The organism is Shimia biformata, from assembly GCF_016888515.1.
Lineage (GTDB): Bacteria > Pseudomonadota > Alphaproteobacteria > Rhodobacterales > Rhodobacteraceae > Shimia_A > Shimia_A biformata.
On record NZ_JAFEJK010000001.1, the window covers coordinates 1,000,595 to 1,025,374 of the forward strand.

At 59.5% G+C, this 24,780-nt stretch carries 21 protein-coding genes; 15 read left to right on the top strand and 6 right to left on the bottom strand.

Annotation, left to right across the window (positions count from 1 at the left end; genetic code table 11):
* Positions 1-175: 175 nt before the first annotated feature.
* Positions 176-631, top strand: coding sequence for a YolD-like family protein (locus JQ863_RS04840; protein ID WP_204113185.1), 456 nt, complete (start codon positions 176-178; stop codon positions 629-631).
* A gap of 95 nt (positions 632-726) precedes the next feature.
* The gene (gene secE, locus JQ863_RS04845; RefSeq protein ID WP_204113186.1) at positions 727-924 is read left to right on the top strand and encodes a preprotein translocase subunit SecE; all 198 of its coding nucleotides are present in this window, start codon (positions 727-729) and stop codon (positions 922-924) included.
* Between the two features lie 63 nt (positions 925-987).
* Here secE and JQ863_RS04850 read toward each other — a convergent pair whose 3' ends face one another.
* Positions 988-1,821 carry a glycosyltransferase family A protein gene (locus JQ863_RS04850; RefSeq protein WP_204113187.1) on the bottom strand — a complete coding sequence of 278 codons (834 nt, stop codon included), beginning with the start codon at positions 1,819-1,821 and terminating at the stop codon, positions 988-990.
* Positions 1,822-2,094: 273 nt separating this feature from the next.
* Between JQ863_RS04850 and nusG the strand changes: the two genes are divergently transcribed.
* Complete coding sequence (nusG, locus tag JQ863_RS04855; RefSeq protein ID WP_204113188.1) at positions 2,095-2,628, top strand: transcription termination/antitermination protein NusG; 534 nt, start codon at positions 2,095-2,097, stop codon at positions 2,626-2,628.
* 204 nt (positions 2,629-2,832) lie between these two features.
* A complete protein-coding gene (locus JQ863_RS04860; protein ID WP_204113189.1) occupies positions 2,833-3,420 on the top strand; it encodes a methyltransferase family protein in 588 nt (195 codons plus the stop codon).
* A gap of 277 nt (positions 3,421-3,697) precedes the next feature.
* On the opposite strand, the gene JQ863_RS04865 is transcribed toward JQ863_RS04860, so the two are convergent.
* The gene (locus tag JQ863_RS04865; RefSeq protein ID WP_204113190.1) at positions 3,698-4,432 is read right to left on the bottom strand and encodes a hypothetical protein; all 735 of its coding nucleotides are present in this window, start codon (positions 4,430-4,432) and stop codon (positions 3,698-3,700) included.
* A gap of 233 nt (positions 4,433-4,665) precedes the next feature.
* On the opposite strand from JQ863_RS04865, the gene rplK reads away from it, so the two are divergent.
* Positions 4,666-5,091 carry a 50S ribosomal protein L11 gene (rplK, locus tag JQ863_RS04870; protein ID WP_204113191.1) on the top strand — a complete coding sequence of 142 codons (426 nt, stop codon included), beginning with the start codon at positions 4,666-4,668 and terminating at the stop codon, positions 5,089-5,091.
* Between the two features lies 1 nt (position 5,092).
* Positions 5,093-5,791, top strand: a complete 699-nt coding sequence (rplA, locus tag JQ863_RS04875; protein ID WP_204113192.1) for a 50S ribosomal protein L1 — start codon at positions 5,093-5,095, stop codon at positions 5,789-5,791.
* A 96-nt stretch (positions 5,792-5,887) separates the two neighbouring features.
* Here rplA and JQ863_RS04880 read toward each other — a convergent pair whose 3' ends face one another.
* The 3 genes from JQ863_RS04880 to JQ863_RS04890 all read right to left on the bottom strand — a co-directional run bounded on the left by JQ863_RS04880 (position 5,888) and on the right by JQ863_RS04890 (position 8,182).
* Positions 5,888-6,259 (bottom strand): VOC family protein, encoded by a 372-nt coding sequence (locus tag JQ863_RS04880; protein ID WP_204113193.1) that lies wholly within the window; start codon positions 6,257-6,259, stop codon positions 5,888-5,890.
* 192 nt (positions 6,260-6,451) lie between these two features.
* A complete protein-coding gene (locus tag JQ863_RS04885) occupies positions 6,452-6,850 on the bottom strand; it encodes a hypothetical protein (protein WP_204113194.1) in 399 nt (132 codons plus the stop codon).
* 9 nt (positions 6,851-6,859) lie between these two features.
* Positions 6,860-8,182, bottom strand: coding sequence for a metal-dependent hydrolase family protein (locus tag JQ863_RS04890; protein ID WP_204113195.1), 1,323 nt, complete (start codon positions 8,180-8,182; stop codon positions 6,860-6,862).
* Between the two features lie 458 nt (positions 8,183-8,640).
* On the opposite strand from JQ863_RS04890, the gene rplJ reads away from it, so the two are divergent.
* From rplJ to JQ863_RS04915, 5 genes are all read left to right on the top strand, one after another.
* Complete coding sequence (gene rplJ, locus JQ863_RS04895) at positions 8,641-9,159, top strand: 50S ribosomal protein L10 (protein ID WP_204113196.1); 519 nt, start codon at positions 8,641-8,643, stop codon at positions 9,157-9,159.
* A gap of 72 nt (positions 9,160-9,231) precedes the next feature.
* Positions 9,232-9,615: a 50S ribosomal protein L7/L12 gene (rplL, locus tag JQ863_RS04900; RefSeq protein ID WP_204113197.1), complete on the top strand. Its 384-nt coding sequence runs from the start codon at positions 9,232-9,234 to the stop codon at positions 9,613-9,615.
* 245 nt (positions 9,616-9,860) lie between these two features.
* Positions 9,861-13,997 carry a DNA-directed RNA polymerase subunit beta gene (gene rpoB, locus JQ863_RS04905; RefSeq protein ID WP_204113198.1) on the top strand — a complete coding sequence of 1,379 codons (4,137 nt, stop codon included), beginning with the start codon at positions 9,861-9,863 and terminating at the stop codon, positions 13,995-13,997.
* A 54-nt stretch (positions 13,998-14,051) separates the two neighbouring features.
* Positions 14,052-18,296 (top strand): DNA-directed RNA polymerase subunit beta', encoded by a 4,245-nt coding sequence (gene rpoC, locus JQ863_RS04910; protein WP_204113199.1) that lies wholly within the window; start codon positions 14,052-14,054, stop codon positions 18,294-18,296.
* 167 nt (positions 18,297-18,463) lie between these two features.
* The gene (locus JQ863_RS04915) at positions 18,464-19,324 is read left to right on the top strand and encodes a DMT family transporter (protein ID WP_204113200.1); all 861 of its coding nucleotides are present in this window, start codon (positions 18,464-18,466) and stop codon (positions 19,322-19,324) included.
* Here JQ863_RS04915 and JQ863_RS04920 read toward each other — a convergent pair.
* Positions 19,315-20,136, bottom strand: a complete 822-nt coding sequence (locus tag JQ863_RS04920; protein ID WP_239113210.1) for a putative rhamnosyl transferase — start codon at positions 20,134-20,136, stop codon at positions 19,315-19,317. The two genes, JQ863_RS04915 and JQ863_RS04920, sit on opposite strands and share 10 nt — an antisense overlap.
* Before the next feature lie 367 nt (positions 20,137-20,503).
* Between JQ863_RS04920 and rpsL the strand changes: the two genes are divergently transcribed.
* From rpsL to tuf, 4 genes are all read left to right on the top strand, one after another.
* The gene (gene rpsL, locus JQ863_RS04925) at positions 20,504-20,875 is read left to right on the top strand and encodes a 30S ribosomal protein S12 (RefSeq protein ID WP_054000841.1); all 372 of its coding nucleotides are present in this window, start codon (positions 20,504-20,506) and stop codon (positions 20,873-20,875) included.
* 15 nt (positions 20,876-20,890) lie between these two features.
* On the top strand, positions 20,891-21,361 hold the full coding sequence (rpsG, locus tag JQ863_RS04930) for a 30S ribosomal protein S7 (RefSeq protein WP_204113201.1): 471 nt from the start codon (positions 20,891-20,893) through the stop codon (positions 21,359-21,361).
* Between the two features lie 20 nt (positions 21,362-21,381).
* A complete protein-coding gene (gene fusA, locus JQ863_RS04935; protein ID WP_204113202.1) occupies positions 21,382-23,499 on the top strand; it encodes an elongation factor G in 2,118 nt (705 codons plus the stop codon).
* A gap of 90 nt (positions 23,500-23,589) precedes the next feature.
* Entirely contained in the window at positions 23,590-24,765 is a 1,176-nt protein-coding gene (gene tuf / locus JQ863_RS04940; RefSeq protein ID WP_204113182.1) for an elongation factor Tu, read from the top strand.
* Positions 24,766-24,780 lie beyond the last annotated feature (15 nt).

Consider the following 24,780-nt stretch of genomic DNA (forward strand, 5'->3'; position numbering starts at 1 on the left):
TAGCGGGCTGCCAAGTCCGCCCTGTTTCCGCCCCACAAAAGCCATCAAAAACCCAGAATTTTCCCAGAAAATGCCATCTTGCAAAATCGCAGATGGGTCCGATCGCTGCCATGATCATTCAGGACCTATTGGGGGATCATACCTGTCAGGTGACAGGAGTGTGGAGGTTTTGGAGATGAGTAAACGGCAAGGTGTAGTCGGCGTCGACGGAAAACCTGCCCGTGAATACGGTAAGGACTTTCTTCCGTCCGATCAGGACGTGTCACCCGAGACGATGGACGCGATCCGCGAATTGATCGAACAGGACCGCAAGAACCCTCCCAAACCGCCGGAACACCGGCGGGTTTTGGCGGATGAATTGGACGAACAACAGAGACCCCGAAGAAAGAAATGGCGTTCGTTTTCTTTGATGGGGTGGCTTGAGAGGTTCCGCAAAGCGCCCGAGCCGGTTCGCGTGCGTTATTATGATACGCCGTCCTATGCTCCTGCAGGGCAGGGCACGTGGCACCAATATCACGGCATGGACCTGTCACATCTGGCGCCACGGCGTCAGAAAAGCAGAAAGACCCGATACGGTGCTTTGACGATCCTGGTCCTCTGGGTGGTCTACTACCTCTATTTCATCTATTGAAGCTGGCAGGACACGACAGCAGGACACGCGGGCTTGAATTCGCCCGCGTCCCCGCGTATGTCAGCGTCTGATCGATCCCAAAGAAGACGAAAGTCATGGCCAAAACCAATCCGCTTACATTTCTCCAGCAGGTCCGTGCAGAAGTTTCGAAAGTTGTCTGGCCGACCCGCCGCGAAGTGTTCCTGACCACCGTCATGGTGTTCATCATGGCCGCGCTGACTGCCACTTTCTTTGCGCTGGTGGATATCCTGATCCGTTCGGGGCTTCAGGGCATTCTTGGGCTGTTCGGCTAACCGGACCAATTGCGGACGGTCCGTTTGGCCGCCTGAACATGTTACCTGACCAGATTTGCGTCGTCACCAGATGCCATAGGTGTCTTGATAGTGACGAACGCAGGCCATGTTGCTGTCCGGTCGGGCCATTCCCATGAAGCGCGACAGGAACAATGCGTCGGTACGGTGCGCTGAGGTGTGGACTGGCTCATAGGCATTGTCGAAGACCCAGATCGGCGTGCCGGCGCGGGTCAGTTCGGCTGAAAGCCAGATGTCATCGACCACGAAACAGGGGGCAGGCGCGCCGCCGCTGAGGTCGCCAAAGAACTCTGGCCGCACCAGCACGCCGCCATACCCCAGGAAGATATCGCAATACCCGGCGCGGCTGACCTCCCGTCTTGTGGGTTCGGGGCCAGGTTTGCCTGACAAATGCCAGCGCAGATCTGTGAACAGGTAGTGCGGATCCTGCCAGCGTTTGCGCCATTTTGCACAAGGGGTCGGGGTGCGGTGGCCATTGGCCAGCGATCGCGACGCGAACCGACGCCCGGCAAGTGCAATGGCGGCATCTGGATGCGCCCTGCGCGCTTTGGCAAACCGGGCGGACCATCCAGGCGGGTAAATCCGATCGTCGTCGCAGAACAGGATTTCCGACCTGGTGCCACGCCTTTCGGCCAGGGCTGGAAGAAGTTTCGTCGCCGGGCCCAAATCCTCTTCAATAACCGTGACGCTGGCGCCCTCGGGCAAATCCGGCAAGGTGCCGTCGTAATCTGGGAAACGACGATAGTGACGCGGAAGGTAAACGGTCACCGTGTCGGGGGCAGGATCCTGCGCCAAGAGGCTTGCCACGGTCTGAGGCAGATACGCGAACCGGGTCGGGATCGAAGTGAGCGAGATCGAATAGCGCACGTTGTCAGGCACCCGTCGGGATTGGCAGCAATTGCCGCGACCTTAGCATGCGATTCCCGTTGGTCCACACGTCAGTTGGCGCGCGCTGATAGTCAAGTCGATCCGGCACAAACTTGCCCGGCCCCCTTGAATTCGCATCCGTTCACCGTTAGACGACAGCCTACTTCCATACATGGCGTGCGGCGATTCGAGTTGCGCGCCGATTTTTTGTTTCGGAAGCGCCCGATCCGGGCAATGGAATTAAAGACCCGGCGCAACGCCGGCAGGAACGGGAAAAACGGCTCTATGGCGAAACGGTGGTACTCGGTCAGTGTTCTCTCGAATTTCGAGAAGAAGGTCGCCGAACAGATCCGGACCTCGGTCATTGAAAATGGCCTTGAGGACCAGATCGAAGAAGTTCTGGTGCCGACCGAAGAAGTGATCGAGGTGCGTCGCGGCAAGAAGGTCACGACCGAACGCCGCTTCATGCCGGGCTATGTTCTGGTGCGGATGGAGATGTCGGACCAGGGCTATCACCTGATCAACTCGATCAACCGCGTTACCGGCTTCCTTGGCCCGCAAGGTCGCCCGATGCCGATGCGCGACGCCGAGGTCCAGGGCATCCTGGGCCGCGTCCAGGAAGGCGAGGAAGCGCCGAAGCTGATGATCTCGTTCGAAGTGGGCGAAAAGGTCAAGGTCAACGACGGCCCGTTCGAGGATTTCGACGGCATGATCGAGGAAGTCGACGAAGACAACCAGCGCCTGAAGGTGTCGGTGTCGATCTTTGGCCGCGAAACCCCGGTCGAACTGGAATATACGCAGGTCACCAAACAGGCCTGAGCCTGCTTCAACTTAAGAGTCCAGAGCGCCGTCCCATTGGGGCGGCGTTTTCTTTTCCTGCGGGTGACGTGGCTAAGTTATTGGCTTGTTTCAACTTCTGGCGCGGTTACAGTGGTCGTGGACCCAAAACCAGCCCGTAGTCTAGCTGGCTGCAGATATGGCGTTGACCTCGCAATGGATCATTTGACCACAGTTTCTGACGCAATGCGCCTGTACCTGGCGGTATTTTTCACCTTTGTCGCGGTGTTCTACACGACTCGGATCTTCCTGCTCAAACAAAAGGGGAGGACCGAGGTCGTGCATCCCGGATCGAGATTCAGCGGGACATGGTGGAATCATATGGTGTTCCGTTTCTTCCGGGGGCTGATCTGGGGTACGTGTGTGCTGCGTGTGTTCGTTCCGTCCGTCGATCTGTACCTTGGGCCAATTGCCCCGCTGCAAAAAGATGGCGTGATCCTGTTTGGCGCTGCGCTGCTGACTGCGGGTTTCGGGCTGGCTCTGGTCAGCCACTTTGCACTGGGTCGCGGCTGGCAGTCGGGATTTGACGAAGTCGGGCCCACCACACTTTGCATCCGTGGCCCTTACCGATACTCACGCAACCCCGCCTTTCTCGGTGTGATCGTAGCGCAGGTCGGGTTTTGGCTGGCGCTGCCGACACTGTTTTCGAGTGTATGTTTGGTTGTCGGCGTGGTGGCGGTTGTTAGGCAGGCGATGGCAGAGGAACGGTTCCTGGAAGAGACGCTGGGTGACGGGTATGCGCAGTACAGGCGAAATGTCAGGCGGTGGGTTTGAGCGGGTATTGGCCGGACCTGCCTTGAGAAAGCCGGTCCAGAACAAGCGAGTGTTTGCTACAAGTTCAGCAATCAGCGCTGGGCGGTGGAGATTTTGTTCAAAACTCTTTGGCGTGCTTCCCGCAGGTACATGCGCACCATGTCAACTGGTACAGGCCCATTTTCGCGATAAAAACTATCCCACTCCATCGTCATGCGTGCGTCGTTTCCAAATGGTTGCCAAGACCAGCATTCCCTTGCGCGACCTGGGCCATTTAAAAGACAAACCGAACCTTCATTCAGATCGCCCTCTCGATCCTTCTCGATGGAGCTTTCCTCTTGCCAGTAGCTTGAAGGAAAAGCAGGCGCGATTGTGGGGCGATCATGACCCTTAGGGCATGGCGGTGTGTATCGCTGGAGTATATCTGACACCAGCTGTCCGGTCCGCCTGCACGACAGATGTCGTGCATGTCTCTGTTCAATTCCTTCAGATTAATCCGAATTGAGTCCACGTCGACCGGTCGTGCGCCACTGCCGCTCAGTCGACAGTATTTGGCAAATCCGGTCTTTCTGTCCAGGTTGCCAAAAATCACTGTATCATCACCCTTGTCGAGCCTCGGTTGCATGTCGACCGGCACGTGCAGTTTTTCACCGCTTACTTGGATTTGAAGAGTCGCTGTCCTGCATGCTTCGGGTGCGTATTGGTGCCAGAGAACAGGCCCCGCACCCGCAAATGCTGCACAAATGGCAGCGGCAATAAACCTGCGAGGAGGAAGGCCGACCCAAAGTGAAAGACCAGCGACAGACGCCCCAATGACAAAGGCGATGATTGCGGGGCCAGCAACAAATAAATAGCCGAGAAAGGCATATTCGCCTTCAGGAGTGTTGCTGGACAAAAAGCCATAAGGCAGGGCGACGGCAAGTATTAGAAACCCGAAGCGTCCGCGCCAACCAGACAGCACGGCCAAAGACGCGGATAAGGCAACGCCGATCAACACCAAAAGCAAAACCGTTTGTGGATTGAGTGGAAACATCTACGCGCTGACTTGCTTTCTTGAACGCTGTTCCGGCAGTTTCCTGTACGCGACAGCAGTGTTGATACCGACAGTTCTTGCCCCTTGCCAACCCCCGCAAACCCGCGTAAACGGCGCGGATCGTCTTCGGGCGAGATTCTCTCGTGGGAGATCCCAGGGGTCGCGACCCCGGATCGGACCACGCAACATAAACCGGGCGGAACGCGTTCCGTCTACGTTGAAAGGAAAACCAAATGGCTAAGAAGCTTGCTGGTACGATGAAGCTGCAGGTTCCTGCAGGTCAGGCCAACCCGTCGCCGCCCGTCGGCCCTGCGCTGGGTCAGCGCGGCATCAACATCATGGAATTCTGCAAGGCGTTCAACGCCAAGACGCAGGACATGGAGCCCGGCGCGCCGTGCCCGACCGTGATCACCTATTATCAGGACAAGTCCTTCACCATGGACATCAAGACGCCGCCCGCGTCTTACTACCTGAAAAAGGCCGCCAAGCTGAAGTCGGGCGCCAACAACCCAGGTCGCGAGACCGTGGGGTCGGTGACCGCCGCGCAGGTGAAAGAGATCGCCGAAGCGAAAATGAAAGACCTGAATGCAAACGACATCGACGCTGCAATGCAGATCATCGTCGGCTCGGCGCGTTCCATGGGCATCGAGGTGAAGTAAGATGGCAAAACTTGGTAAGCGCACCGCCGCAGCCCGCGAAGCCGTCGCCGGCAAGGAAAACGTCACCGTCGAGGAAGCCGTCGCACTGGTGAAGGCAAACGCCACCGCGAAGTTCGATGAGACCGTCGAAATCGCCGTGCAACTGGGTGTTGACCCGCGCCACGCAGACCAGATGGTCCGTGGTGTGGTCGGTCTGCCCAACGGCACCGGCAAGACCGTTCGCGTCGCCGTTTTCGCCCGTGGCCCGAAAGCCGAAGAAGCCCAGGCCGCAGGTGCCGACATCGTTGGTGCCGAGGATCTGATGGAAACCGTCCAGGGCGGCAAGATCGAGTTTGATCGCTGCATCGCGACCCCGGACATGATGCCCGTCGTCGGTCGTCTAGGTAAGGTGCTTGGTCCCCGCAACCTGATGCCGAACCCGAAGGTTGGCACCGTGACCATGGATGTGGCGCAAGCCGTGCAGAACGCCAAGGGCGGTGAAGTCCAGTTCAAAGTCGAAAAAGCTGGCGTGGTTCACGCCGGTGTCGGCAAGGCCTCGTTCGACGAAGCCAAGCTGGTCGAGAACGTGCGCGCCTTTATGGACGCAGTTCTGAAAGCCAAGCCGACCGGTGCAAAAGGCGCCTATGTCAAGAAGATCGCGCTGAGCTCGACCATGGGCCCGGGCGTCACGATCTCGGTTGACAACGCCGCTGCGCAGTAATCTGCGTTTCAGGCAAAGAATCAGGGGCGTCCCGATTGGGGCGCCCTCTTTGTTTTCCGGTCTTGTTTTGTTTTCCGGTCTTGTTTTGCGGTCAGATTAGCCGGGGACGTAGGCATTTAACTTGTTGCCGTCGAGATCGCGAAAATACCCGGCAAAGAACCCATGTTCCCCGCGCGGCCCCGGCGCCCCTTCGCAGGTGCCACCCAACTCAATGGCCTTTGCGTGAACTCGGATCACGGTTTCCCGATCCGGCATCCGCAGGGCGATCATAGTGCCGTTGCCCGGCGCGGCGCTCTTTTTGTCAAAGGGCCTCGTAATGCAGAAAGATAGTTCGCTGTGCGACTTGCCCCAAGCGGCCATATCCCCATGCAGCCAAAGACGCGGCACATCCATTTCGGCAAACAGACCGTCATAGAATAGAAGGGCGCGTTCGAAATCATTGGTTCCAACGGTTGTGTATCCGATCATGTTTTGATCCCAAAAAACAAACAAAGGCGCAAAATGGCTGCATGAGTGTCAAAACACAAGGTCATGCACATTTTGCTTGGCATGGGCTTCTCATAAGAGGTTGGGGGGGCGAAACTCATACGAGCTGCGCGTGCAAAAAAAAGGGGGCGCCCGTCAGCGCCCCCTTTTGGTTTTCAGCTTCCCGTCGCGTGTTCAGTCGGTGGAGGGGGCGGTTCGAAACAGCCCCAGCAACGCGATGAAGTTCAGTACAGTCCCGAACCCGTTGATCGCGACCGCGACGGCAAAGGCCGAGTTCGAGGCGTAGTTCTCAAGCCCGCTGTCCATGAAGCGTAGGACATTGGCGATCACGCCGCCGCCGCCAAACAGCACCAACGCCGGGATCATGCCCAACCGATACCAGTCGACCTTGCCGATCTTGCCTATGTAAAGCACGCCGAGATAGGCGATGAACATGGCGATCGACGGGCCGATGGCCGCGGCGCTGAGTGCCTCGCCGGTCATTTCCCGCCGCAGCAGGCTGATGACGAGGTAGCCCAGCGACAGCGCCGCAAACACGGTTTGCAGACGCAGCAATGTGCGCAGTTCAAGCATCGGTCAGCTTCAGTTCAGCGTGTTCTTGTAAATCACACCGCCCTTCATGATCAGATCCAGCACGTTGGCGTGGTCTTCCAGGATCGAGATGTCGTCCAGCGGGTTGCCGTCGATCAGCAAAAGGTCGGCATGCGCACCTTCGACCAACTGGCCCACGACGCCGGGATAGGGGCTGCGGTCCCCGGACAGTTGAAGCAACTCGCCCGAATTGGCGGTGGCCTGGGTCAGGATCTCGGCAGGGGTGAACCAGTCAAGCCGCGCTGCGAATTCCTTGTTCTGATCGGCGCAGGCCTGCGGGTTGACCACGACATCCGTGCCGAAGGCGATCTTGATCCCGTGCTTCTTGGCCAGCGAGAACATGCTGTCCAGCCCGGCCTCGACCATCTTGCCCTTGGCCAGGCGCACCGGGCCCAGGTCGGGCGAGAAGGTGCGATAGACCAGAACCTGCGGGCTGAGCCAGATGTCATTCTCGGCCATCATGACCGCGATTTCCTCGTCGATCAGGTTGCCATGTTCGATCGAACGGACACCGGCCTCGATTGCCTGTTTGATGCCATCCACGGTGTAGACATGGGCGGTGACATAGGTGCCGAATCCGGCGGCGACCTCGACGGCGGCTTCGATCTCTTCCTTGATGAACTGACGTCCGTCAATCGGGTCAAACTCGGTCCCGACGCCCCCCGCAAGGTGCATCTTGATCTGGCTCGCGCCGCGTTTCAGGTTTTCCCGCGCCGCGGCCAGAACGTCGTCGCGGCCATTGACGATGCGGCTGTATTGCAGCCGTTCCAGGTTGTTTTCCGGCCCGCCGAATTCACGCGGATTCATGAAGCGGGGGTTAGCGTCGCCATGTCCGCCGAACTGCGAAATCGCACGCAGCGACGGCCAGACGCGGGGCCCGGCGATCTCGCCGCGGTCGGCGGCCAGTTTCGCCCCCCAGGACGCACCGCCCACATCACGAAGGCTGGTAAAACCGCGCATCAGCGCATCCTCTGCGGCCTGGGCGGCCTTGATCCCGATATAGTCGAGGTCCGGTGCGTAAGAGCCGGCCATGTCCATGACCGGGACGGAACACAGGCTGAGGTGATAGTGCATGTCGATGAAGCCCGGCGTCATCACCCGGCCTTCGGCGTCGATGGTGACCGCGTCAGCGGGAACGTCCAGGTTCGCGCCGATGGCGGCAATCATCCCATCTTCGATCAGGATGTCCTGCCCTTCGATCAGGTCGGGGTTGACGCCGTCAAAAATGCGGGCCCCCGTGATCAATGTGGCGTCTTCCGCCCAGGCTGACAGGCCCAGAAGTGCCAGAGCCGATGAGAGAAGCAGAGTTTTCATATCAATACCTCGTGATACAAAGCGTTTTTTTGCCCGCAGTCGCAGCAAATGGTCTGTCTGTTTATGTGTCGCAAAGTGACGGTGGCCCAAAGCTAGCGTTTCGGGCGCATGTGTCCAAGTCGAAACTCTGGACATCGGGGTCGTGTATTCCTTACTGTGCGCGCCGTCGGGCGGTAAAATTCTGGTGCGGTCGTTTTACCCCTTGGAAACCTGTGTTCCATCGCCTAAATAACCCTCGAAGCAAAGCGTGCGATTCGTCGTGCGCTTTGTTTCGTTTCGTCCAAGACGGTGGGTGGGGCTTGCCCCTTAATCTCCTGCCTGAGACGGGAAAGACCCAGATTTTACCGCGGGCTTCGGCTCTCGGGTGATATTGGCGATGCCCCGTAAACGGACTTCATGCCGGGAAACCGGTGAATAAGAGCCGGGGGGCGTGAGCTTCCCAAATTTGGAGTGAAACTGTGGATAGAGCCCAGAAAGAGAAAGTGGTCGAGGAACTCGGCCAGATCTTCGAAAGCTCTGGCGTCGTTGTGGTAGCCCACTACGCCGGTCTCACGGTTGCAGAGATGCAGGACCTTCGCGCCCGCGCCCGTGGCGCGGAAGCATCGGTTCGCGTCGCCAAGAACAGGCTCGCCAAGATCGCCCTTGAGGGCAAGCCCTGCGAAAGTGTGGCTCAATACCTCTCGGGCATGACCGTTCTGACCTATTCCGAGGACCCTGTGGCAGCAGCCAAGGTCGCCGAGGACTTCGCCAAGGAAAACAAGAAGTTTGAAATCCTTGGCGGTGCAATGGGCGAGAACGCTCTTGACCGTGCCGGCGTCGAAGCCGTGTCGAAAATGCCTTCGCGCGAGGAACTCATTGCCTCGATCGTCGGCTGCATCGGCGCACCTGCTTCGAACATCGCTGGCGCCATTGGCGCACCTGCTTCGAACATCGCATCCATCCTGTCTACCATCGAGGAAAAGGCAGAGGCTGCGTAAGCAACCCTGGAACCGCGTCATGGGTGAACGCCCGACGTTGGAACACACTTTGTAAAACGGAAAGAGTCTAAAATGGCTGATCTGAAAAAACTGGCAGAAGAGATCGTTGGTCTGACCCTGCTGGAAGCACAAGAACTGAAAACCATCCTCAAAGACGAGTATGGCATCGAGCCCGCCGCCGGCGGTGCTGTCATGGTTGCAGGCGCAGCAGGCGGTGACGCCGGCGGTGCAGCCGAAGAAGAAAAATCCGAGTTTGACGTCATCCTGAAATCGGCTGGCGCTTCGAAAATCAACGTCATCAAAGAAGTCCGCGGCATCACCGGCCTGGGCCTCAAAGAAGCCAAAGAGCTGGTCGAAGCCGGCGGCAAGGCTGTCAAAGAAGGCGTTTCGAAAGACGAAGCAGAAGAGATCAAAGGCAAGCTGGAAGCAGCTGGCGCCGAAGTCGAGCTCAAGTAATCGTCGCCGGGGACTGTCCCCGGACGGAAAAATCAGGCTGGATCCGGTTTTTACCGGGTCCAGCCGAACCTGTCTCAGAGAGGGCTTTTCATCAAAGCTCTGCCTAAGGCGAGGTTCAAGGATCGGGAGGCCACCCTTGGGACGGTGGCCAGGAATTGATCGAACCACGACCGTCTCGAATGGATGCGGGGCCGGTGACCCAACGGCGTTTGCATTCGCAAGAGAAACGAAAGGTGACACCGACCATGGCTCAGACCTTCCTTGGCCAGAAACGTCTTCGCAAATATTACGGCAAGATCCGTGAAGTGCTGGATATGCCGAACCTCATCGAGGTTCAAAAATCGTCCTATGACCTGTTCCTGAAATCCGGCGACCAGACCGTCCCGACGGATGGCGAAGGTATTCAGGGCGTGTTCCAGTCGGTCTTCCCGATCAAGGATTTCAACGAAACCAGTGTTCTGGAATTTGTCGGCTACGAGCTTGAAAAGCCGAAATACGACGTCGAGGAATGCCAACAGCGCGACATGACCTATTCGGCGCCGCTGAAGGTGACCCTGCGCCTGATCGTGTTCGATGTCGACGAAGACACCGGCGCAAAGTCCGTGAAGGACATCAAGGAACAGGACGTGTTCATGGGCGACATGCCCCTGATGACTCCGAACGGCACCTTTGTCGTGAACGGCACCGAGCGCGTGATCGTGTCCCAGATGCACCGCTCGCCCGGCGTGTTCTTCGACCACGACAAGGGCAAGACCCATTCGTCCGGTAAACTGCTGTTCGCCTGCCGCATCATTCCCTATCGCGGATCGTGGCTTGACTTCGAGTTCGACGCCAAGGACATCGTCTTTGCCCGTATCGACCGTCGCCGCAAGTTGCCTGTGACCACCCTGCTTTATGCGCTGGGACTGGACCAGGAAGGCATCATGGATGCCTATTACGACACCGTCGATTTCAAGCTGAAGAAGAACAAGGGCTGGGTCACCAAGTTCTTCCCCGAGCGTGTGCGCGGCACTCGCCCGACCTTTGATCTGGTCGACGCCAAGACCGGCGAAGTGATTGCCGAGGCGGGCAAGAAGGTTACCCCGCGCGCGGTCAAGGCGCTGATCGACGAGGGCAAGGTCAAGGATCTCTTGGTGCCGTTCGATCACATCGTCGGCAAGTTTGTCGCCAAGGACATCATCAACGAGGAAACCGGCGCGATCTATGTCGAAGCCGGCGACGAGCTGACGATGGAATACGACAAGGATGGCGAAGTCATCGGTGGTTCGCTGAAAGAGCTGATGGATGCCGGCATCACCGACATCCCGGTTCTTGATATCGATAACATCAATGTCGGCGCCTACATCCGCAATACGATGGCGGCGGACAAGAACGTCAACCGCGAAAGCGCGTTGATGGACATCTATCGTGTCATGCGTCCGGGTGAACCGCCCACCGTAGAGGCAGCCTCGGCGCTGTTCGACACGCTGTTCTTTGACAGCGAACGCTATGACCTGTCGGCCGTTGGCCGGGTTAAGATGAACATGCGTTTGGCGCTGGATGCAGAAGACACCATGCGCACCCTGCGCAAGGAAGACATCATTGCCTGCATCAAGGCGCTGGTTGAGTTGCGCGACGGCAAGGGCGACGTGGACGATATCGACCACCTCGGCAACCGCCGTGTCCGCTCGGTCGGTGAGTTGATGGAAAACCAGTACCGTGTCGGTCTCTTGCGCATGGAACGCGCAATCAAGGAACGCATGTCGTCGGTCGAAATCGACACCGTCATGCCGCAGGACCTGATCAACGCGAAACCGGCCGCGGCCGCCGTGCGCGAGTTCTTCGGCTCGTCGCAGCTCAGCCAGTTCATGGACCAGACCAACCCGCTGTCGGAAGTCACCCACAAACGCCGCCTGTCGGCGCTTGGGCCGGGCGGTCTGACGCGCGAGCGTGCGGGTTTTGAGGTCCGCGACGTGCACCCGACCCACTATGGCCGGATGTGCCCGATTGAAACGCCGGAAGGTCCGAACATCGGCCTGATCAACTCGCTGGCGACCTTTGCCCGCGTGAACAAATACGGCTTCATCGAAACTCCTTATCGCAAGGTTGTGGACGGCCAGGTGACCGACGAGGTCAACTACATGTCCGCCACCGAGGAAATGCGTCACACCGTGGCGCAGGCAAACGCGCATCTTGATGCCGATGGCCGCTTCGAGAACGAGCTGGTGAACACCCGCCAGGCCGGTGACTACACCATGGCACCTCGCGAAAGCGTCGACCTGATCGACGTGTCGCCCAAGCAGTTGGTGTCGGTTGCGGCTTCGCTCATTCCGTTCCTTGAAAACGACGACGCCAACCGCGCGCTGATGGGCTCGAACATGCAACGTCAGGCGGTTCCGCTTCTGCGGGCCGAGGCGCCGCTGGTCGGCACCGGGATCGAGGAAATCGTGGCTCGCGACTCGGGCGCGGCGATCATGGCAAAACGCGCTGGTATCATCGACCAGGTCGATGCGCAGCGTATCGTGATCCGGGCAACCGAAGATCTGGAACTGGGTGACGCGGGTGTGGACATCTACCGCATGCGCAAGTTCCAGCGTTCGAACCAGAACACCTGTATCAACCAGCGTCCGCTGGTGAAGGTGGGTGACACGGTCCAGAAAGGCGAGGTCATCGCAGATGGTCCGTCGACTGATTTGGGTGAACTGGCGCTTGGCAAGAACGTGGTCGTCGCCTTCATGCCGTGGAACGGCTACAACTACGAAGACTCGATCCTGATCTCGGAACGTATCGCGCGTGACGACGTCTTTACCTCGATCCACATCGAGGAATTCGAAGTCGCCGCCCGTGACACCAAGCTGGGACCGGAAGAGATCACCCGCGACATCCCCAACGTCGGCGAGGAAGCCCTGCGCAACCTCGACGAGGCGGGCATCGTTTATATCGGTGCCGATGTTGAGCCGGGCGACATTCTGGTCGGCAAGATCACTCCGAAGGGCGAAAGCCCGATGACGCCGGAAGAGAAACTTCTGCGCGCCATCTTCGGCGAAAAGGCATCGGATGTGCGCGACACCTCTCTGCGCGTCAAGCCGGGAGATTTCGGCACCGTTGTCGAGGTCCGCGTCTTTAACCGTCACGGTGTAGAGAAGGACGAACGTGCGCTGCAGATCGAGCGTGAGGAAGTCGAACGTCTGGCCCGTGACCGGGACGACGAGCTGGCGATCCTTGACCGCAACATCTATGCCCGCCTCAAGGGTCTGATCCTGGGCAAAGTGGCTGCGAAAGGTCCGAAAGGCGTCAAGGCCAAGTCGGAGATCACCGAGGAACTACTGGGCGGTCTGCCCCGTAGCCAATGGTGGCAGCTGGCGCTGGAAGACGACGCAGACGCGCAGATTGTCGAGGCCCTGCACGAACAGTACGAGGTCCAGAAACGCGCGCTTGAGCATCGTTTCGAAGACAAGGTCGAGAAGGTCCGCCGCGGCGACGACCTGCCGCCGGGCGTGATGAAGATGGTCAAGGTCTTCATCGCCGTGAAGCGCAAGCTGCAGCCGGGCGACAAGATGGCCGGTCGTCACGGGAACAAGGGTGTGATCTCGAAAGTGGTGCCGATGGAGGACATGCCGTTCCTCGCCGACGGGACCCCGGTCGATTTCTGTCTGAACCCGCTGGGCGTGCCGTCGCGCATGAACGTCGGTCAGATCCTTGAAACCCATATGGGTTGGGCCGCACGCGGTCTGGGCATCAAGATCGACGATGCTCTGGGTGAATACCGTCGCTCGGGCGACCTGACCCCGGTACGCGAGGCGATGGCCCATGCGTATGGTGAGGATGTCTATGACGAAGGCATCTCGAACATGGACGAGGACCGCCTGATCGAGGCCGCATCGAACGTCACCCGTGGCGTGCCGATTGCAACCCCGGTCTTCGACGGTGCGAAAGAGGCCGATGTCAACGACGCGCTGGTGCGTGCCGGGTTCGACACAAGCGGCCAGTCGGTTCTGTTCGACGGTCGCACAGGTGAGCAATTCGCGCGTCCTGTCACCGTGGGCATCAAGTACCTGCTGAAACTGCACCATCTGGTCGACGACAAGATCCACGCGCGTTCGACCGGACCCTACTCGCTTGTCACGCAGCAGCCGCTGGGTGGTAAGGCGCAGTTTGGTGGTCAGCGCTTCGGTGAGATGGAAGTCTGGGCTCTGGAAGCATATGGCGCGGCCTACACGCTGCAAGAGATGCTCACCGTCAAGTCGGACGACGTCGCAGGCCGGACCAAGGTCTATGAGTCGATCGTCAAGGGCGATGACAACTTCGAAGCGGGCGTGCCGGAATCCTTCAACGTTCTTGTGAAGGAAGTCCGCGGCCTCGGCCTGAACATGGAACTCCTGGATGCGGAGGTGGACGAGTAAGGGCCTTGTGCCCTTACCCCATCATCCCTTCCGCACGAATTTGAGGACACACAAATGAACCAGGAACTGACAAACAACCCGTTCAACCCGATGACCCCGCCGAAGGTCTTTGACGAGATCAAGGTGTCGCTGGCATCGCCCGAACGGATTCTCTCGTGGTCCTATGGCGAGATCAAGAAGCCCGAGACCATCAACTACCGCACGTTCAAACCCGAGCGTGACGGCCTGTTCTGCGCCCGTATCTTTGGCCCGATCAAGGACTACGAATGCCTTTGCGGCAAATACAAGCGCATGAAATATCGCGGTGTTGTCTGCGAAAAATGCGGCGTTGAAGTCACGCTGCAAAAGGTCCGCCGCGAGCGTATGGGCCATATCGAACTGGCCGCGCCGGTCGCGCATATCTGGTTCCTCAAGTCGCTGCCGTCGCGCATCGGCCTGATGCTGGACATGACCCTGCGCGATCTGGAACGCGTGCTGTATTTCGAAAACTACGTCGTGATCGAACCCGGTCTGACCGACCTGCAATATGGCCAGATGCTCACTGAAGAAGAGTATATGGACGCGCAGGACGCCTATGGCATGGACGCCTTCACCGCCAATATCGGCGCCGAGGCGATCCGCGAGATGCTGTCCCAGATCGACCTTGAGGCGGAAGCCGAACAGCTGCGCGCGGATCTGGCCGAAGCCACTGGCGAGTTGAAGCCGAAGAAGATCATCAAGCGGCTGAAAGTGGTCGAAAGCTTCATCGAGTCGGGCAACCGTCCCGAGTGGATGGTTCTGACCGTGATCCCCGTGATCCCGCCGGAACTGCGCCCGCTGGTGCCGCTGGATGGCGGCCGGTTCGCGACCTCGGACCTGAACGACCTCTATCGCCGTGTGATCAACCGGAACAACCGTCTGAAGCGCCTGATTGAACTGCGCGCGCCCGACATCATCGTCCGCAACGAAAAGCGGATGCTGCAAGAGTCGGTGGACGCGCTGTTTGACAACGGTCGCCGTGGCCGCGTCATCACCGGTGCCAACAAGCGTCCGCTGAAATCGCTCAGCGACATGCTGAAAGGCAAGCAGGGCCGCTTCCGTCAGAACCTTCTGGGTAAGCGCGTCGACTTCTCGGGCCGTTCGGTCATCGTGACTGGTCCTGAGCTGAAGTTGCACCAGTGCGGTCTGCCCAAGAAGATGGCGCTCGAGCTTTTCAAGCCGTTCATCTACTCGCGGCTTGAGGCCAAGGGTCTGTCCAGCACCGTCAAGCAGGCGAAGAAACTGGTCGAGAAAGAGCGTCCCGAGGTTTGGGATATCCTCGACGAGGTGATCCGCGAACATCCCGTGATGCTGAACCGTGCGCCCACGCTGCACCGCCTTGGCATCCAGGCATTCGAGCCGGTTCTGATCGAAGGCAAAGCGATCCAGCTTCACCCGCTGGTCTGCTCGGCGTTTAACGCCGACTTTGACGGTGACCAGATGGCGGTGCACGTGCCGCTTTCGCTGGAAGCCCAGCTTGAAGCGCGTGTGTTGATGATGTCGACGAACAACGTTCTGTCGCCCGCCAACGGCGCGCCGATCATCGTTCCTTCGCAGGACATGATCCTTGGTCTCTACTATGTGACCATCGAGCGTGAAGGCATGAAGGGCGAAGGCATGGCGTTCTCGTCGATCGAAGAGGTCGAGCACGCGCTGAACGCCGGAGAGGTTCACCTGCATGCCAAGATCACCGCCCGCATTCCCCAGATTGATGAGGAAGGCAACGAGGTGATCAAGCGCTTCGAGACCACGCCGGGCCGCGTCAAGCTGGGTGCGCTGCTGCCGCAGAACGCCAAGGCGCCGTTCGAACTGGTGAACAAGCTTCTGCGCAAGAAGGAAGTCCAGAACGTCATCGACACCGTCTATCGCTACTGCGGTCAGAAAGAGTCGGTCATCTTCTGCGACCAGATCATGGGCATGGGCTTCAAGGAAGCGTTCAAGGCCGGCATCTCGTTCGGCAAGGACGACATGGTGATCCCCGACAACAAGTGGTCGATCGTCGATGAGACCCGCGACCTGGTCAAGGATTTCGAACAGCAATACATGGACGGCCTGATCACCCAAGGTGAAAAATACAACAAGGTCGTCGATGCATGGTCGAAGTGCAACGACAAGGTCACCGACGCGATGATGTCGACCATTTCGGCGGACCGCCGTGATGAAAATGGTGCAGTCATGGAGCCGAACTCGGTTTACATGATGGCTCACTCCGGTGCGCGTGGCTCGGTCACGCAGATGAAGCAGCTGGGCGGGATGCGCGGCCTGATGGCGAAGCCGAACGGCGACATCATCGAAACGCCGATCATCTCGAACTTCAAGGAAGGTCTGACCGTTCTTGAATACTTCAACTCGACCCACGGCGCGCGGAAAGGTCTGTCGGATACGGCTCTGAAAACCGCGAACTCGGGTTACCTGACCCGTCGTCTGGTCGACGTGGCACAAGACTGCATCGTGCGTGAAAAGGACTGTGGCACCGACCGTGCGATCACAGCAGAGGCCGCGGTCAACGATGGTGAAGTCGTCGCCTCGCTGGCCGAGCGTATCCTGGGTCGCGTCGCGGCCGAGGACATCATGCGCCCCGGTACCGACGAAGTCCTGATCGCCCATGGCGAGTTGATCGACGAACGAATGGCGGATGCGATCGACGAAGCAGGTGTGGCATCTGCCCGCATCCGCTCGCCTCTGACCTGTGAATCGGAAGAGGGCGTCTGCGCCATGTGCTATGGCCGTGACCTTGCACGCGGCACCATGGTGAACACCGGCGAAGCGGTCGGTATCATCGCGGCACAGTCGATCGGTGAACCCGGTACGCAGCTGACCATGCGGACCTTCCACATCGGTGGTGTTGCGCAGGGTGGCCAGCAGTCGTTCCTGGAAGCCAGCCAGGAAGGTGTGATCGAATTCGAGAACGCCAACGTTCTGGAAAACGCTGCCGGCGAACCGCTGGTCATGGGCCGGAACATGAAGCTGGTGATCAAGGGCGAAGGCGGTGAAGAGCGCGCCAGCCACAAGCTGGGTTACGGTTCCAAACTGTTCGTCAAGGAGGGCCAGAAGGTCACCCGTGGCGACAAGCTGTTCGAATGGGATCCGTTCACCCTGCCGATCATCGCCGAGGCAGCGGGCACCGCGAAATTTGTTGACCTCGTGTCGGGCATTGCTGTCCGCGACGAGACCGACGAAGCCACCGGCATGACCCAGAAGATCGTGACCGACTGGCGCGCAGCGCCGAAGGGCAACGAGCTGAAGCCGGAAATCATCCTTGTCGGTGATGATGGCGAGCCGGTCCGCAACGATCAGGGCAACCCGATCACCTATCCGATGTCGGTCGACGCCATCCTGTCGGTCGAAGACGGTCAGACGGTGAAAGCCGGTGACGTCGTCGCGCGGATCCCGCGCGAAGGCGCCAAGACCAAGGACATCACCGGTGGTCTGCCGCGTGTGGCCGAACTGTTCGAAGCCCGTCGTCCCAAGGACCACGCGATCATCGCCGAAATCGATGGTTACGTCCGCTTTGGCCGCGACTACAAGAACAAGCGCCGCATCTCGATCGAACCGTCGGACGAGTCGATGGAGCCCGTCGAATACATGGTGCCGAAAGGCAAGCACATCCCGGTGCAGGAAGGCGACTTCGTGCAGAAGGGTGACTATATCATGGACGGCAACCCCGCGCCGCATGACATCCTGTCCATCATGGGTGTCGAAGCGCTGGCTGACTACATGATCGACGAGGTTCAGGACGTCTATCGTCTGCAAGGTGTGAAGATCAACGACAAGCACATCGAAGTGATCGTCCGCCAGATGCTGCAGAAGTGGGAAATCACCGACAGCGGTGAAACCACGCTTCTGAAAGGCGAGCATGTCGATAAGCAAGAGTTCGACGCCGCGAATGAGAAGGCGATTGCCCGTGGCAAGCGTCCCGCTTCGGGCGAACCGATCCTCTTGGGTATCACCAAGGCATCGCTGCAGACCCGGTCGTTCATCTCGGCGGCTTCGTTCCAGGAAACCACCCGCGTTCTCACCGAGGCTTCGGTGCAGGGCAAGAAGGACAAGCTGGTTGGCCTGAAAGAGAACGTCATCGTCGGGCGCCTGATCCCCGCCGGGACCGGTGGCGCAACGCAGGACGTGCGTCGTGTTGCACAAGAGCGTGACAACGTGGTGCTGGAAGCCCGTCGCGAAGAGGCCGAGGCCGCAGCGGCCCTTGCCGCGCCCGCGGATGAGTTTGGTGCCGATGACGTCTTTGACAGCGGCCTGGTCGAAACACCGGAAAGCCGCGAAGAATAAGACGGTTCGTCAAGGCGAAATAGAAAGGCCCCCGGCATCGAGCCGGGGGCCTTTCTGCCTTTGGCGAGAGTATTTGCACAAGAAAGAAGAATGGCCCTTGTCTGCACGCGCGGCGCCGATAGTGTCAGCGGGTTCTGTTTCGGAGGGGCACGGTGCTTTCAGCAAACATGCGCGGAGCGTTCTTGATGATGGGCAGCATGGCCGCCTTCACCGTCAATGACACGCTGGTGAAACTGGTCGGCCAGTCGCTGCCGTTGATGCAGATCATCGCCTATCGGGGCACGATGGCGACGGTATTGATACTGCTGCTGGCGGTTTTGACGGGCGGGTTCCGCCTGCGCGCCCCACGCCGGGACTGGATGCTGGTTGGGATGCGGGCGATGTCCGAGATGGGCGCGACTTATTGTTTTCTGACGGCATTGATGCAGATGCCCTTGGCAAACGTCACGGCGATCCTGCAGGTGCTTCCGTTGACAGTGACGCTTGGCTCGGCGCTGTTCTTTGGTGAAGCCGTGGGCTGGCGGCGAATGGTGGCGATTGGCATAGGGTTTTGCGGCATGTTGCTGATTGTCAGGCCGGGCACTGAAGGATTCAATACCTATACGCTTTATGCGCTTGCCTCGGTTGGCTTTGTCACTGCGCGCGACTTGATCACTCGACGCATGTCGGGCGCGGTACCGTCGATCATGGTGACCTTGTCGACCTCTGTCGCAGTGACCTGCTTTGCCTTCCTCGCCTCGGGGTCCGAGGTATGGGTCACGCCGGACATGCGGCAATGGAGCCTTCTTGCTTCGGCCGCGGTACTGGTTTTGACCGGGTATTTCTGCGCGGTGGCAGTGATGCGGGCAGGGGATGTGTCTTTCATCGCGCCCTTCCGCTATACCAGCCTTGTCTGGGCCTTGTTGCTTGGTTTCCTGGTGTTTGGCGACTGGCCGTCGGTGTTGACCTTGATCGGGGCGACGATCGTGGTGGCAACCGGTGTCTTTACCCTGTTGCGCGAGGCGCGGTTGGCGCGTCGTCAGGCATAAAGCGCGCGCACCGTATCGACGTCGATATTGTAGTTTAGCCGGAAAAACTCGGCCTCGTCCGGGGTGATTGGGGCCAGGTCAAACTGGCGTACGCCCCGTTTTTTCTGGCGCGAGTCATTATGGTCGTTGTGGCCGCGCAGGAACATGTCTTCTCCGGTAAAGCTGACCACGGGCATGTGGCGGGCCAGCTTGGAGTGGCCGAAATTCATGATCGTGTTCTGGGCGGCGGGTTTGACCGAGATGGCAAGACCGGCGGTCCATAAGGGTTCCACAGTGCGTTTCACCATCAACCCGTCAGGGCCGGGCCGGGCGATCCAGCCCTGGTTGAAATCAATTGCTACGTGGCGGTTTTTGCGCAAAAGCTGGCGCAGGTCCTGGGCCGCCTCGCGCAGGCATTCCACGTAACGTACCGAGACCGCATCATCGTCGTCCATGCGGAACTGAAGCGACGGGGCAGGGCGGTTCTGCCGCACCGAATTGATCGCGTCCTTCATGACCTGCCGGTGCGGGCCAGGGGCATGTTCCTGCAAAACTGCCTGTGGGAAGTTCCCAAGCAGATCCCGCAGCCGGTCCTTGTAGACCTTTGGCATCTGGTCGCCGATGACAATGAGGAAGGTGAAATCAGGGTCGGTCTGCGCCCGCATGGCGGGCAGGGTAAAGGATTGAAACGTGCGGAACCGTTCCTCCATCCGCTCGGAGGACCAGAGATAGGCCATGCGTGCGGCGTCACTGTCATGCTCGACCTGGAACCCGCCTTGTGCCGGGTAGGAAAACCGGCAAAGGCCGATCACCTGCATGTCCTTGCTGTCCATTTGCCTGTGCCGCCCGCTTTGCTGCCCGTGACTTGTCGTGCAAGCATTGCACCGCGGCGTGGCTGAACGCAACTGGACCTGGCCCGTCATGGCAGGGGCGGCTGTTGACAAGGCGGGCGACTCCCCCTATACGCCCCCACATCCGGCGATCGGGGTTCGCGTCCCGTGTGCCGATATCAAAACTGTAGTGGTCAAGGTCCGGTCTACTTTGAAGATCGCACCCTCTGAGAACACACCGCGTCGTTCGCCTCGGAATGGGAACGATTGCGGTTTTTGCGCTTGTGGATGCACAAGCTGCATAAAAGTCGAAAGCCGCGCGGGGGTGTCTCCGCGCATCAAGAAGTGAAGCAAACGGGAAAGAGACCCTATGCCAACGATCCAGCAGCTGATCCGCAAGCCGCGTCAGCCCAAAATCAAGCGCTCGAAGTCGCAGCACCTTGAGCAATGCCCCCAGAAACGCGGCGTTTGCACGCGCGTTTATACCACCACTCCGAAGAAACCGAACTCGGCTATGCGTAAAGTTGCGAAGGTGCGCCTGACCAACGGTTACGAAGTCATTTCGTATATCCCGGGTGAAAGCCACAACCTTCAGGAACACTCGGTTGTCCTGATCCGTGGCGGTCGTGTGAAAGACCTTCCGGGTGTCCGTTACCACATCCTGCGTGGTGTTCTGGATACCCAGGGCGTCAAAGACCGTAAGCAACGCCGTTCGAAATACGGCGCGAAGCGTCCCAAGTAAGAAGGATATACCAAGATGTCCCGTCGTCACGCCGCTGAGAAGCGCGAAGTTCTGCCCGACGCCAAATATGGCGATCGCGTGCTGACCAAATTCATGAACAACCTGATGATCGATGGTAAGAAATCGGTCGCAGAGAAAATTGTTTACAACGCCCTGACCCGTGTCGAAGACAAGGTCAAGCGCGCACCGGTCGAGGTCTTCCACGAAGCGCTCGACAACGTCAAACCCTCGGTCGAAGTGCGCTCGCGCCGCGTCGGTGGTGCGACCTATCAGGTGCCGGTTGAGGTGCGTCCCGAGCGCCGCGAGGCGCTGGCCATCCGCTGGCTGATCGGTGCTGCCCGTGGCCGCAACGAAAACACCATGGAAGAACGCCTGGCAGGTGAACTTCTGGATGCCGTCAACTCGCGCGGCACCGCCGTCAAGAAGCGGGAAGACACTCACAAGATGGCCGAGGCGAACAAAGCCTTCAGCCATTATCGCTGGTAATTCCAAAGGACATCAGACCAATGGCACGCGACTATCCGCTCGACCGTTACCGCAACTTCGGCATCATGGCGCACATCGATGCAGGCAAGACCACCTGCTCGGAGCGCATCCTGTATTACACCGGCAAGTCCCACAACATCGGCGAAGTCCACGACGGCGCCGCAACGATGGACTGGATGGAGCAGGAGCAGGAACGCGGGATCACCATCACTTCGGCTGCGACCACCACCTTCTGGGAGCGCACCGAGGACGGCAAGACCGCCGACACTCCGAAACACCGCCTGAACATCATCGACACCCCCGGCCACGTTGACTTCACCATCGAAGTCGAGCGTTCGCTGGCGGTTCTCGACGGTGCCGTCTGTGTTCTGGACGCCAACGCCGGTGTTGAACCCCAGACCGAAACCGTGTGGCGTCAGGCTGACCGCTACAAGGTTCCGCGCATGGTGTTCGTCAACAAGATGGACAAGATCGGCGCAGACTTCTTCAACTGTGTTCGCATGATCGAGGACCGCACCGGCGCCACTGCCGTTCCGGTCGGCATTCCGATCGGCGCCGAGAACGAGCTTGAAGGCCTGGTTGACCTCGTCACCATGGAAGAATGGCTGTGGCAGGGCGAAGATCTGGGCGCAAGCTGGATCAAAGCTCCGATCCGCGAAAGCCTGCAAGACATGGCCGCCGAGTGGCGCAGCAAGATGATCGAGAACGCCGTCGAAATGGACGACGACGCGATGATGGCATACCTGGAAGGCGAAGAGCCCGACGTGCCGACCCTGCGCAAACTGCTGCGCAAGGGCTGCCTGTCGCTGTCCTTCGTTCCGGTTCTTGGTGGTTCGGCCTTCAAGAACAAGGGTGTTCAGCCACTGCTCAACGCCGTGATCGACTATCTGCCCAGCCCGCTGGACGTTGTCGACTACATGGGCTTCAAGCCCGGCGACGAGGAAGAGGTGCGTAACATCGCCCGCCGCGCGGACGACGACATGCCCTTCGCTGGCCTTGCGTTCAAGATCATGAACGACCCCTTTGTCGGTTCGCTGACCTTCACCCGTATCTATTCGGGTGTTCTGAACAAGGGTGACTCGATCCTGAACTCGACCAAGGGCAAGAAAGAGCGCATCGGTCGTATGATGATGATGCACTCGAACAACCGCGAAGAGATTGAAGAAGCCTTTGCTGGCGACATCATCGCTCTGGCGGGTCTCAAGGACACCACCACCGGTGACACGCTTTGCGACGCCAAGGATCCGGTTGTGCTTGAAACCATGACCTTCCCCGATCCGGTGATCGAGATCGCGGTCGAGCCCAAGACCAAGGGCGACCAGGAGAAGATGTCCCAGGGCCTGGCGCGGCTTGCCGCCGAAGACCCGTCCTTCCGCGTCGAAACCGACCTCGAGTCCGGTCAGACCATCATGAAGGGCATGGGCGAGCTTCACCTCGACATCCTCGTCGACCGCCTGAAGCGTGAGTTCAAGGTTGAGGCCAACATCGGTGCGCCGCAGGTGGCCTATCGTGAGACCATCGGCCACGAGATCGAACACACCTACACCCACAAGAAACAGTCGGGTGGTTCGGGTCAGTACGCCGAGGTAAAGATGATCATCTCGCCGACCGAGCCGGGCGAAGGCTACTCGTTCGAAAGCCGCATCATCGGTGGTGCCGTGCCGAAGGAATATATCCCCGGCGTCGAAAAAGGCATCAAGTCGGTGATGGACTCCGGTCCGCTCGCGGGCTTCCCGGTCATCGACTTCAAGGTCGCACTGATCGACGGTAAGTTCCACGACGTCGACTCGTCGGTTCTGGCCTTCGAAATTGCTGCACGTATGTGCATGCGCGAAGGTCTGAAGAAAGCAGGCGCGAAACTGCTCGAACCGGTGATGAAAGTCGAAGTGATCACCCCGGAAGAATACACCGGTGGGATCATCGGCGACCTGACCTCGCGTCGCGGGCAGGTGACCGGGCAAGAGCCGCGCGGCAACGCCGTTGCGATCAACGCCTTCGTGCCGCTGGCCAATATGTTCGGCTACATCAACACCCTGCGTTCGATGTCGTCGGGCCGCGCCCAGTTCACCATGCAGTTCGATCACTACGAACCGGTGCCGTCGAACATCTCGGAAGAGATCCAGGCGAAATACGCATAACCGGGATGGCGGGGTTCGCCCCGCCCTCCAATCCAAACGCCAGGCAGGGTTCGTCCCTGTCGACCCAAACGTAAAAAGGGAGCCACTATTATGGCAAAGGAAAAGTTTGAGCGGAGCAAACCGCACTGCAACATCGGCACGATTGGTCACGTTGACCACGGCAAGACGACTCTGACGGCTGCGATCACGAAGCAGTTCGGCGAGTTCAAGGACTATGACCAGATCGACGCGGCGCCGGAAGAGAAGGCACGCGGCATCACCATCTCGACCGCGCACGTCGAGTATGAGACCCCCGCGCGTCACTATGCGCACGTCGACTGCCCCGGCCACGCCGACTACGTCAAGAACATGATCACCGGTGCGGCGCAGATGGACGGCGCAATCCTGGTGGTGAACGCTGCTGACGGCCCGATGCCGCAGACCCGCGAGCACATCCTGCTGGCGCGTCAGGTTGGCGTTCCGGCGCTGGTCGTGTTCCTGAACAAGGTTGACCAGGTCGACGACGAAGAGCTGCTGGAGCTGGTCGAGATGGAAGTCCGCGAACTTCTGTCCGAGTACGACTTCCCGGGCGACGATATCCCGATCATCGCAGGTTCGGCTCTGGCCGCGCTGGAAGGCCGCGACGCCAACATCGGTGAAGAGAAGATCGCCGAGCTGATGGCCGCTGTCGACGAGTACATCCCGCAGCCCGCACGTGCGGTTGACCAGCCGTTCCTGATGCCGATCGAAGACGTGTTCTCGATCTCGGGTCGTGGTACGGTTGTGACCGGCCGTGTCGAGCGTGGCGTGATCAACGTTGGTGACGAGATCGAGATCGTGGGCATCCGCGACACCTCGAAAACCACCTGCACCGGCGTGGAAATGTTCCGCAAACTGCTGGACCGCGGTGAAGCGGGCGACAACATCGGCGCACTGCTGCGTGGTGTTGACCGTGAAGGCGTCGAGCGTGGCCAGGTTCTGTGTAAGCCGGGTTCTGTGACCCCGCACACGAAGTTCGAGGCAGAAGCCTATATCCTGACCAAGGAAGAAGGCGGCCGCCACACCCCGTTCTTCGCGAACTACCGTCCGCAGTTCTACTTCCGCACCACCGACGTGACCGGCACCGTGATCCTGCCGGAAGGCACCGAGATGGTGATGCCGGGCGACAACCTGAAGTTCTCGGTCGAGCTGATCGCACCGATCGCGATGGAAGACGGCCTGCGCTTCGCCATCCGCGAAGGCGGCCGCACCGTCGGTTCGGGCGTCGTCTCGAAGATCATCGAGTAATCAGCTCCGCTGATG

What these genes read in the sequence shown, in the direction of transcription:
- JQ863_RS04840 (WP_204113185.1), top strand. Translation starts at nt 176, where the DNA reads ATGAGTAAACGGCAAGGTGTAGTCGGCGTCGACGGAAAACCTGCCCGT.
- secE (WP_204113186.1), top strand. Translation starts at nt 727, where the DNA reads ATGGCCAAAACCAATCCGCTTACATTTCTCCAGCAGGTCCGTGCAGAA.
- nusG (WP_204113188.1), top strand. Translation starts at nt 2,095, where the DNA reads ATGGCGAAACGGTGGTACTCGGTCAGTGTTCTCTCGAATTTCGAGAAG.
- JQ863_RS04860 (WP_204113189.1), top strand. Translation starts at nt 2,833, where the DNA reads ATGCGCCTGTACCTGGCGGTATTTTTCACCTTTGTCGCGGTGTTCTAC.
- JQ863_RS04865 (WP_204113190.1), bottom strand. Translation starts at nt 4,432, where the DNA reads ATGTTTCCACTCAATCCACAAACGGTTTTGCTTTTGGTGTTGATCGGC.
- rplK (WP_204113191.1), top strand. Translation starts at nt 4,666, where the DNA reads ATGGCTAAGAAGCTTGCTGGTACGATGAAGCTGCAGGTTCCTGCAGGT.
- rplA (WP_204113192.1), top strand. Translation starts at nt 5,093, where the DNA reads ATGGCAAAACTTGGTAAGCGCACCGCCGCAGCCCGCGAAGCCGTCGCC.
- JQ863_RS04880 (WP_204113193.1), bottom strand. Translation starts at nt 6,259, where the DNA reads ATGATCGGATACACAACCGTTGGAACCAATGATTTCGAACGCGCCCTT.
- JQ863_RS04885 (WP_204113194.1), bottom strand. Translation starts at nt 6,850, where the DNA reads ATGCTTGAACTGCGCACATTGCTGCGTCTGCAAACCGTGTTTGCGGCG.
- JQ863_RS04890 (WP_204113195.1), bottom strand. Translation starts at nt 8,182, where the DNA reads ATGAAAACTCTGCTTCTCTCATCGGCTCTGGCACTTCTGGGCCTGTCA.
- rplL (WP_204113197.1), top strand. Translation starts at nt 9,232, where the DNA reads ATGGCTGATCTGAAAAAACTGGCAGAAGAGATCGTTGGTCTGACCCTG.
- rpoB (WP_204113198.1), top strand. Translation starts at nt 9,861, where the DNA reads ATGGCTCAGACCTTCCTTGGCCAGAAACGTCTTCGCAAATATTACGGC.
- rpoC (WP_204113199.1), top strand. Translation starts at nt 14,052, where the DNA reads ATGAACCAGGAACTGACAAACAACCCGTTCAACCCGATGACCCCGCCG.
- JQ863_RS04915 (WP_204113200.1), top strand. Translation starts at nt 18,464, where the DNA reads ATGCGCGGAGCGTTCTTGATGATGGGCAGCATGGCCGCCTTCACCGTC.
- JQ863_RS04920 (WP_239113210.1), bottom strand. Translation starts at nt 20,136, where the DNA reads ATGGACAGCAAGGACATGCAGGTGATCGGCCTTTGCCGGTTTTCCTAC.
- rpsL (WP_054000841.1), top strand. Translation starts at nt 20,504, where the DNA reads ATGCCAACGATCCAGCAGCTGATCCGCAAGCCGCGTCAGCCCAAAATC.
- rpsG (WP_204113201.1), top strand. Translation starts at nt 20,891, where the DNA reads ATGTCCCGTCGTCACGCCGCTGAGAAGCGCGAAGTTCTGCCCGACGCC.
- fusA (WP_204113202.1), top strand. Translation starts at nt 21,382, where the DNA reads ATGGCACGCGACTATCCGCTCGACCGTTACCGCAACTTCGGCATCATG.
- tuf (WP_204113182.1), top strand. Translation starts at nt 23,590, where the DNA reads ATGGCAAAGGAAAAGTTTGAGCGGAGCAAACCGCACTGCAACATCGGC.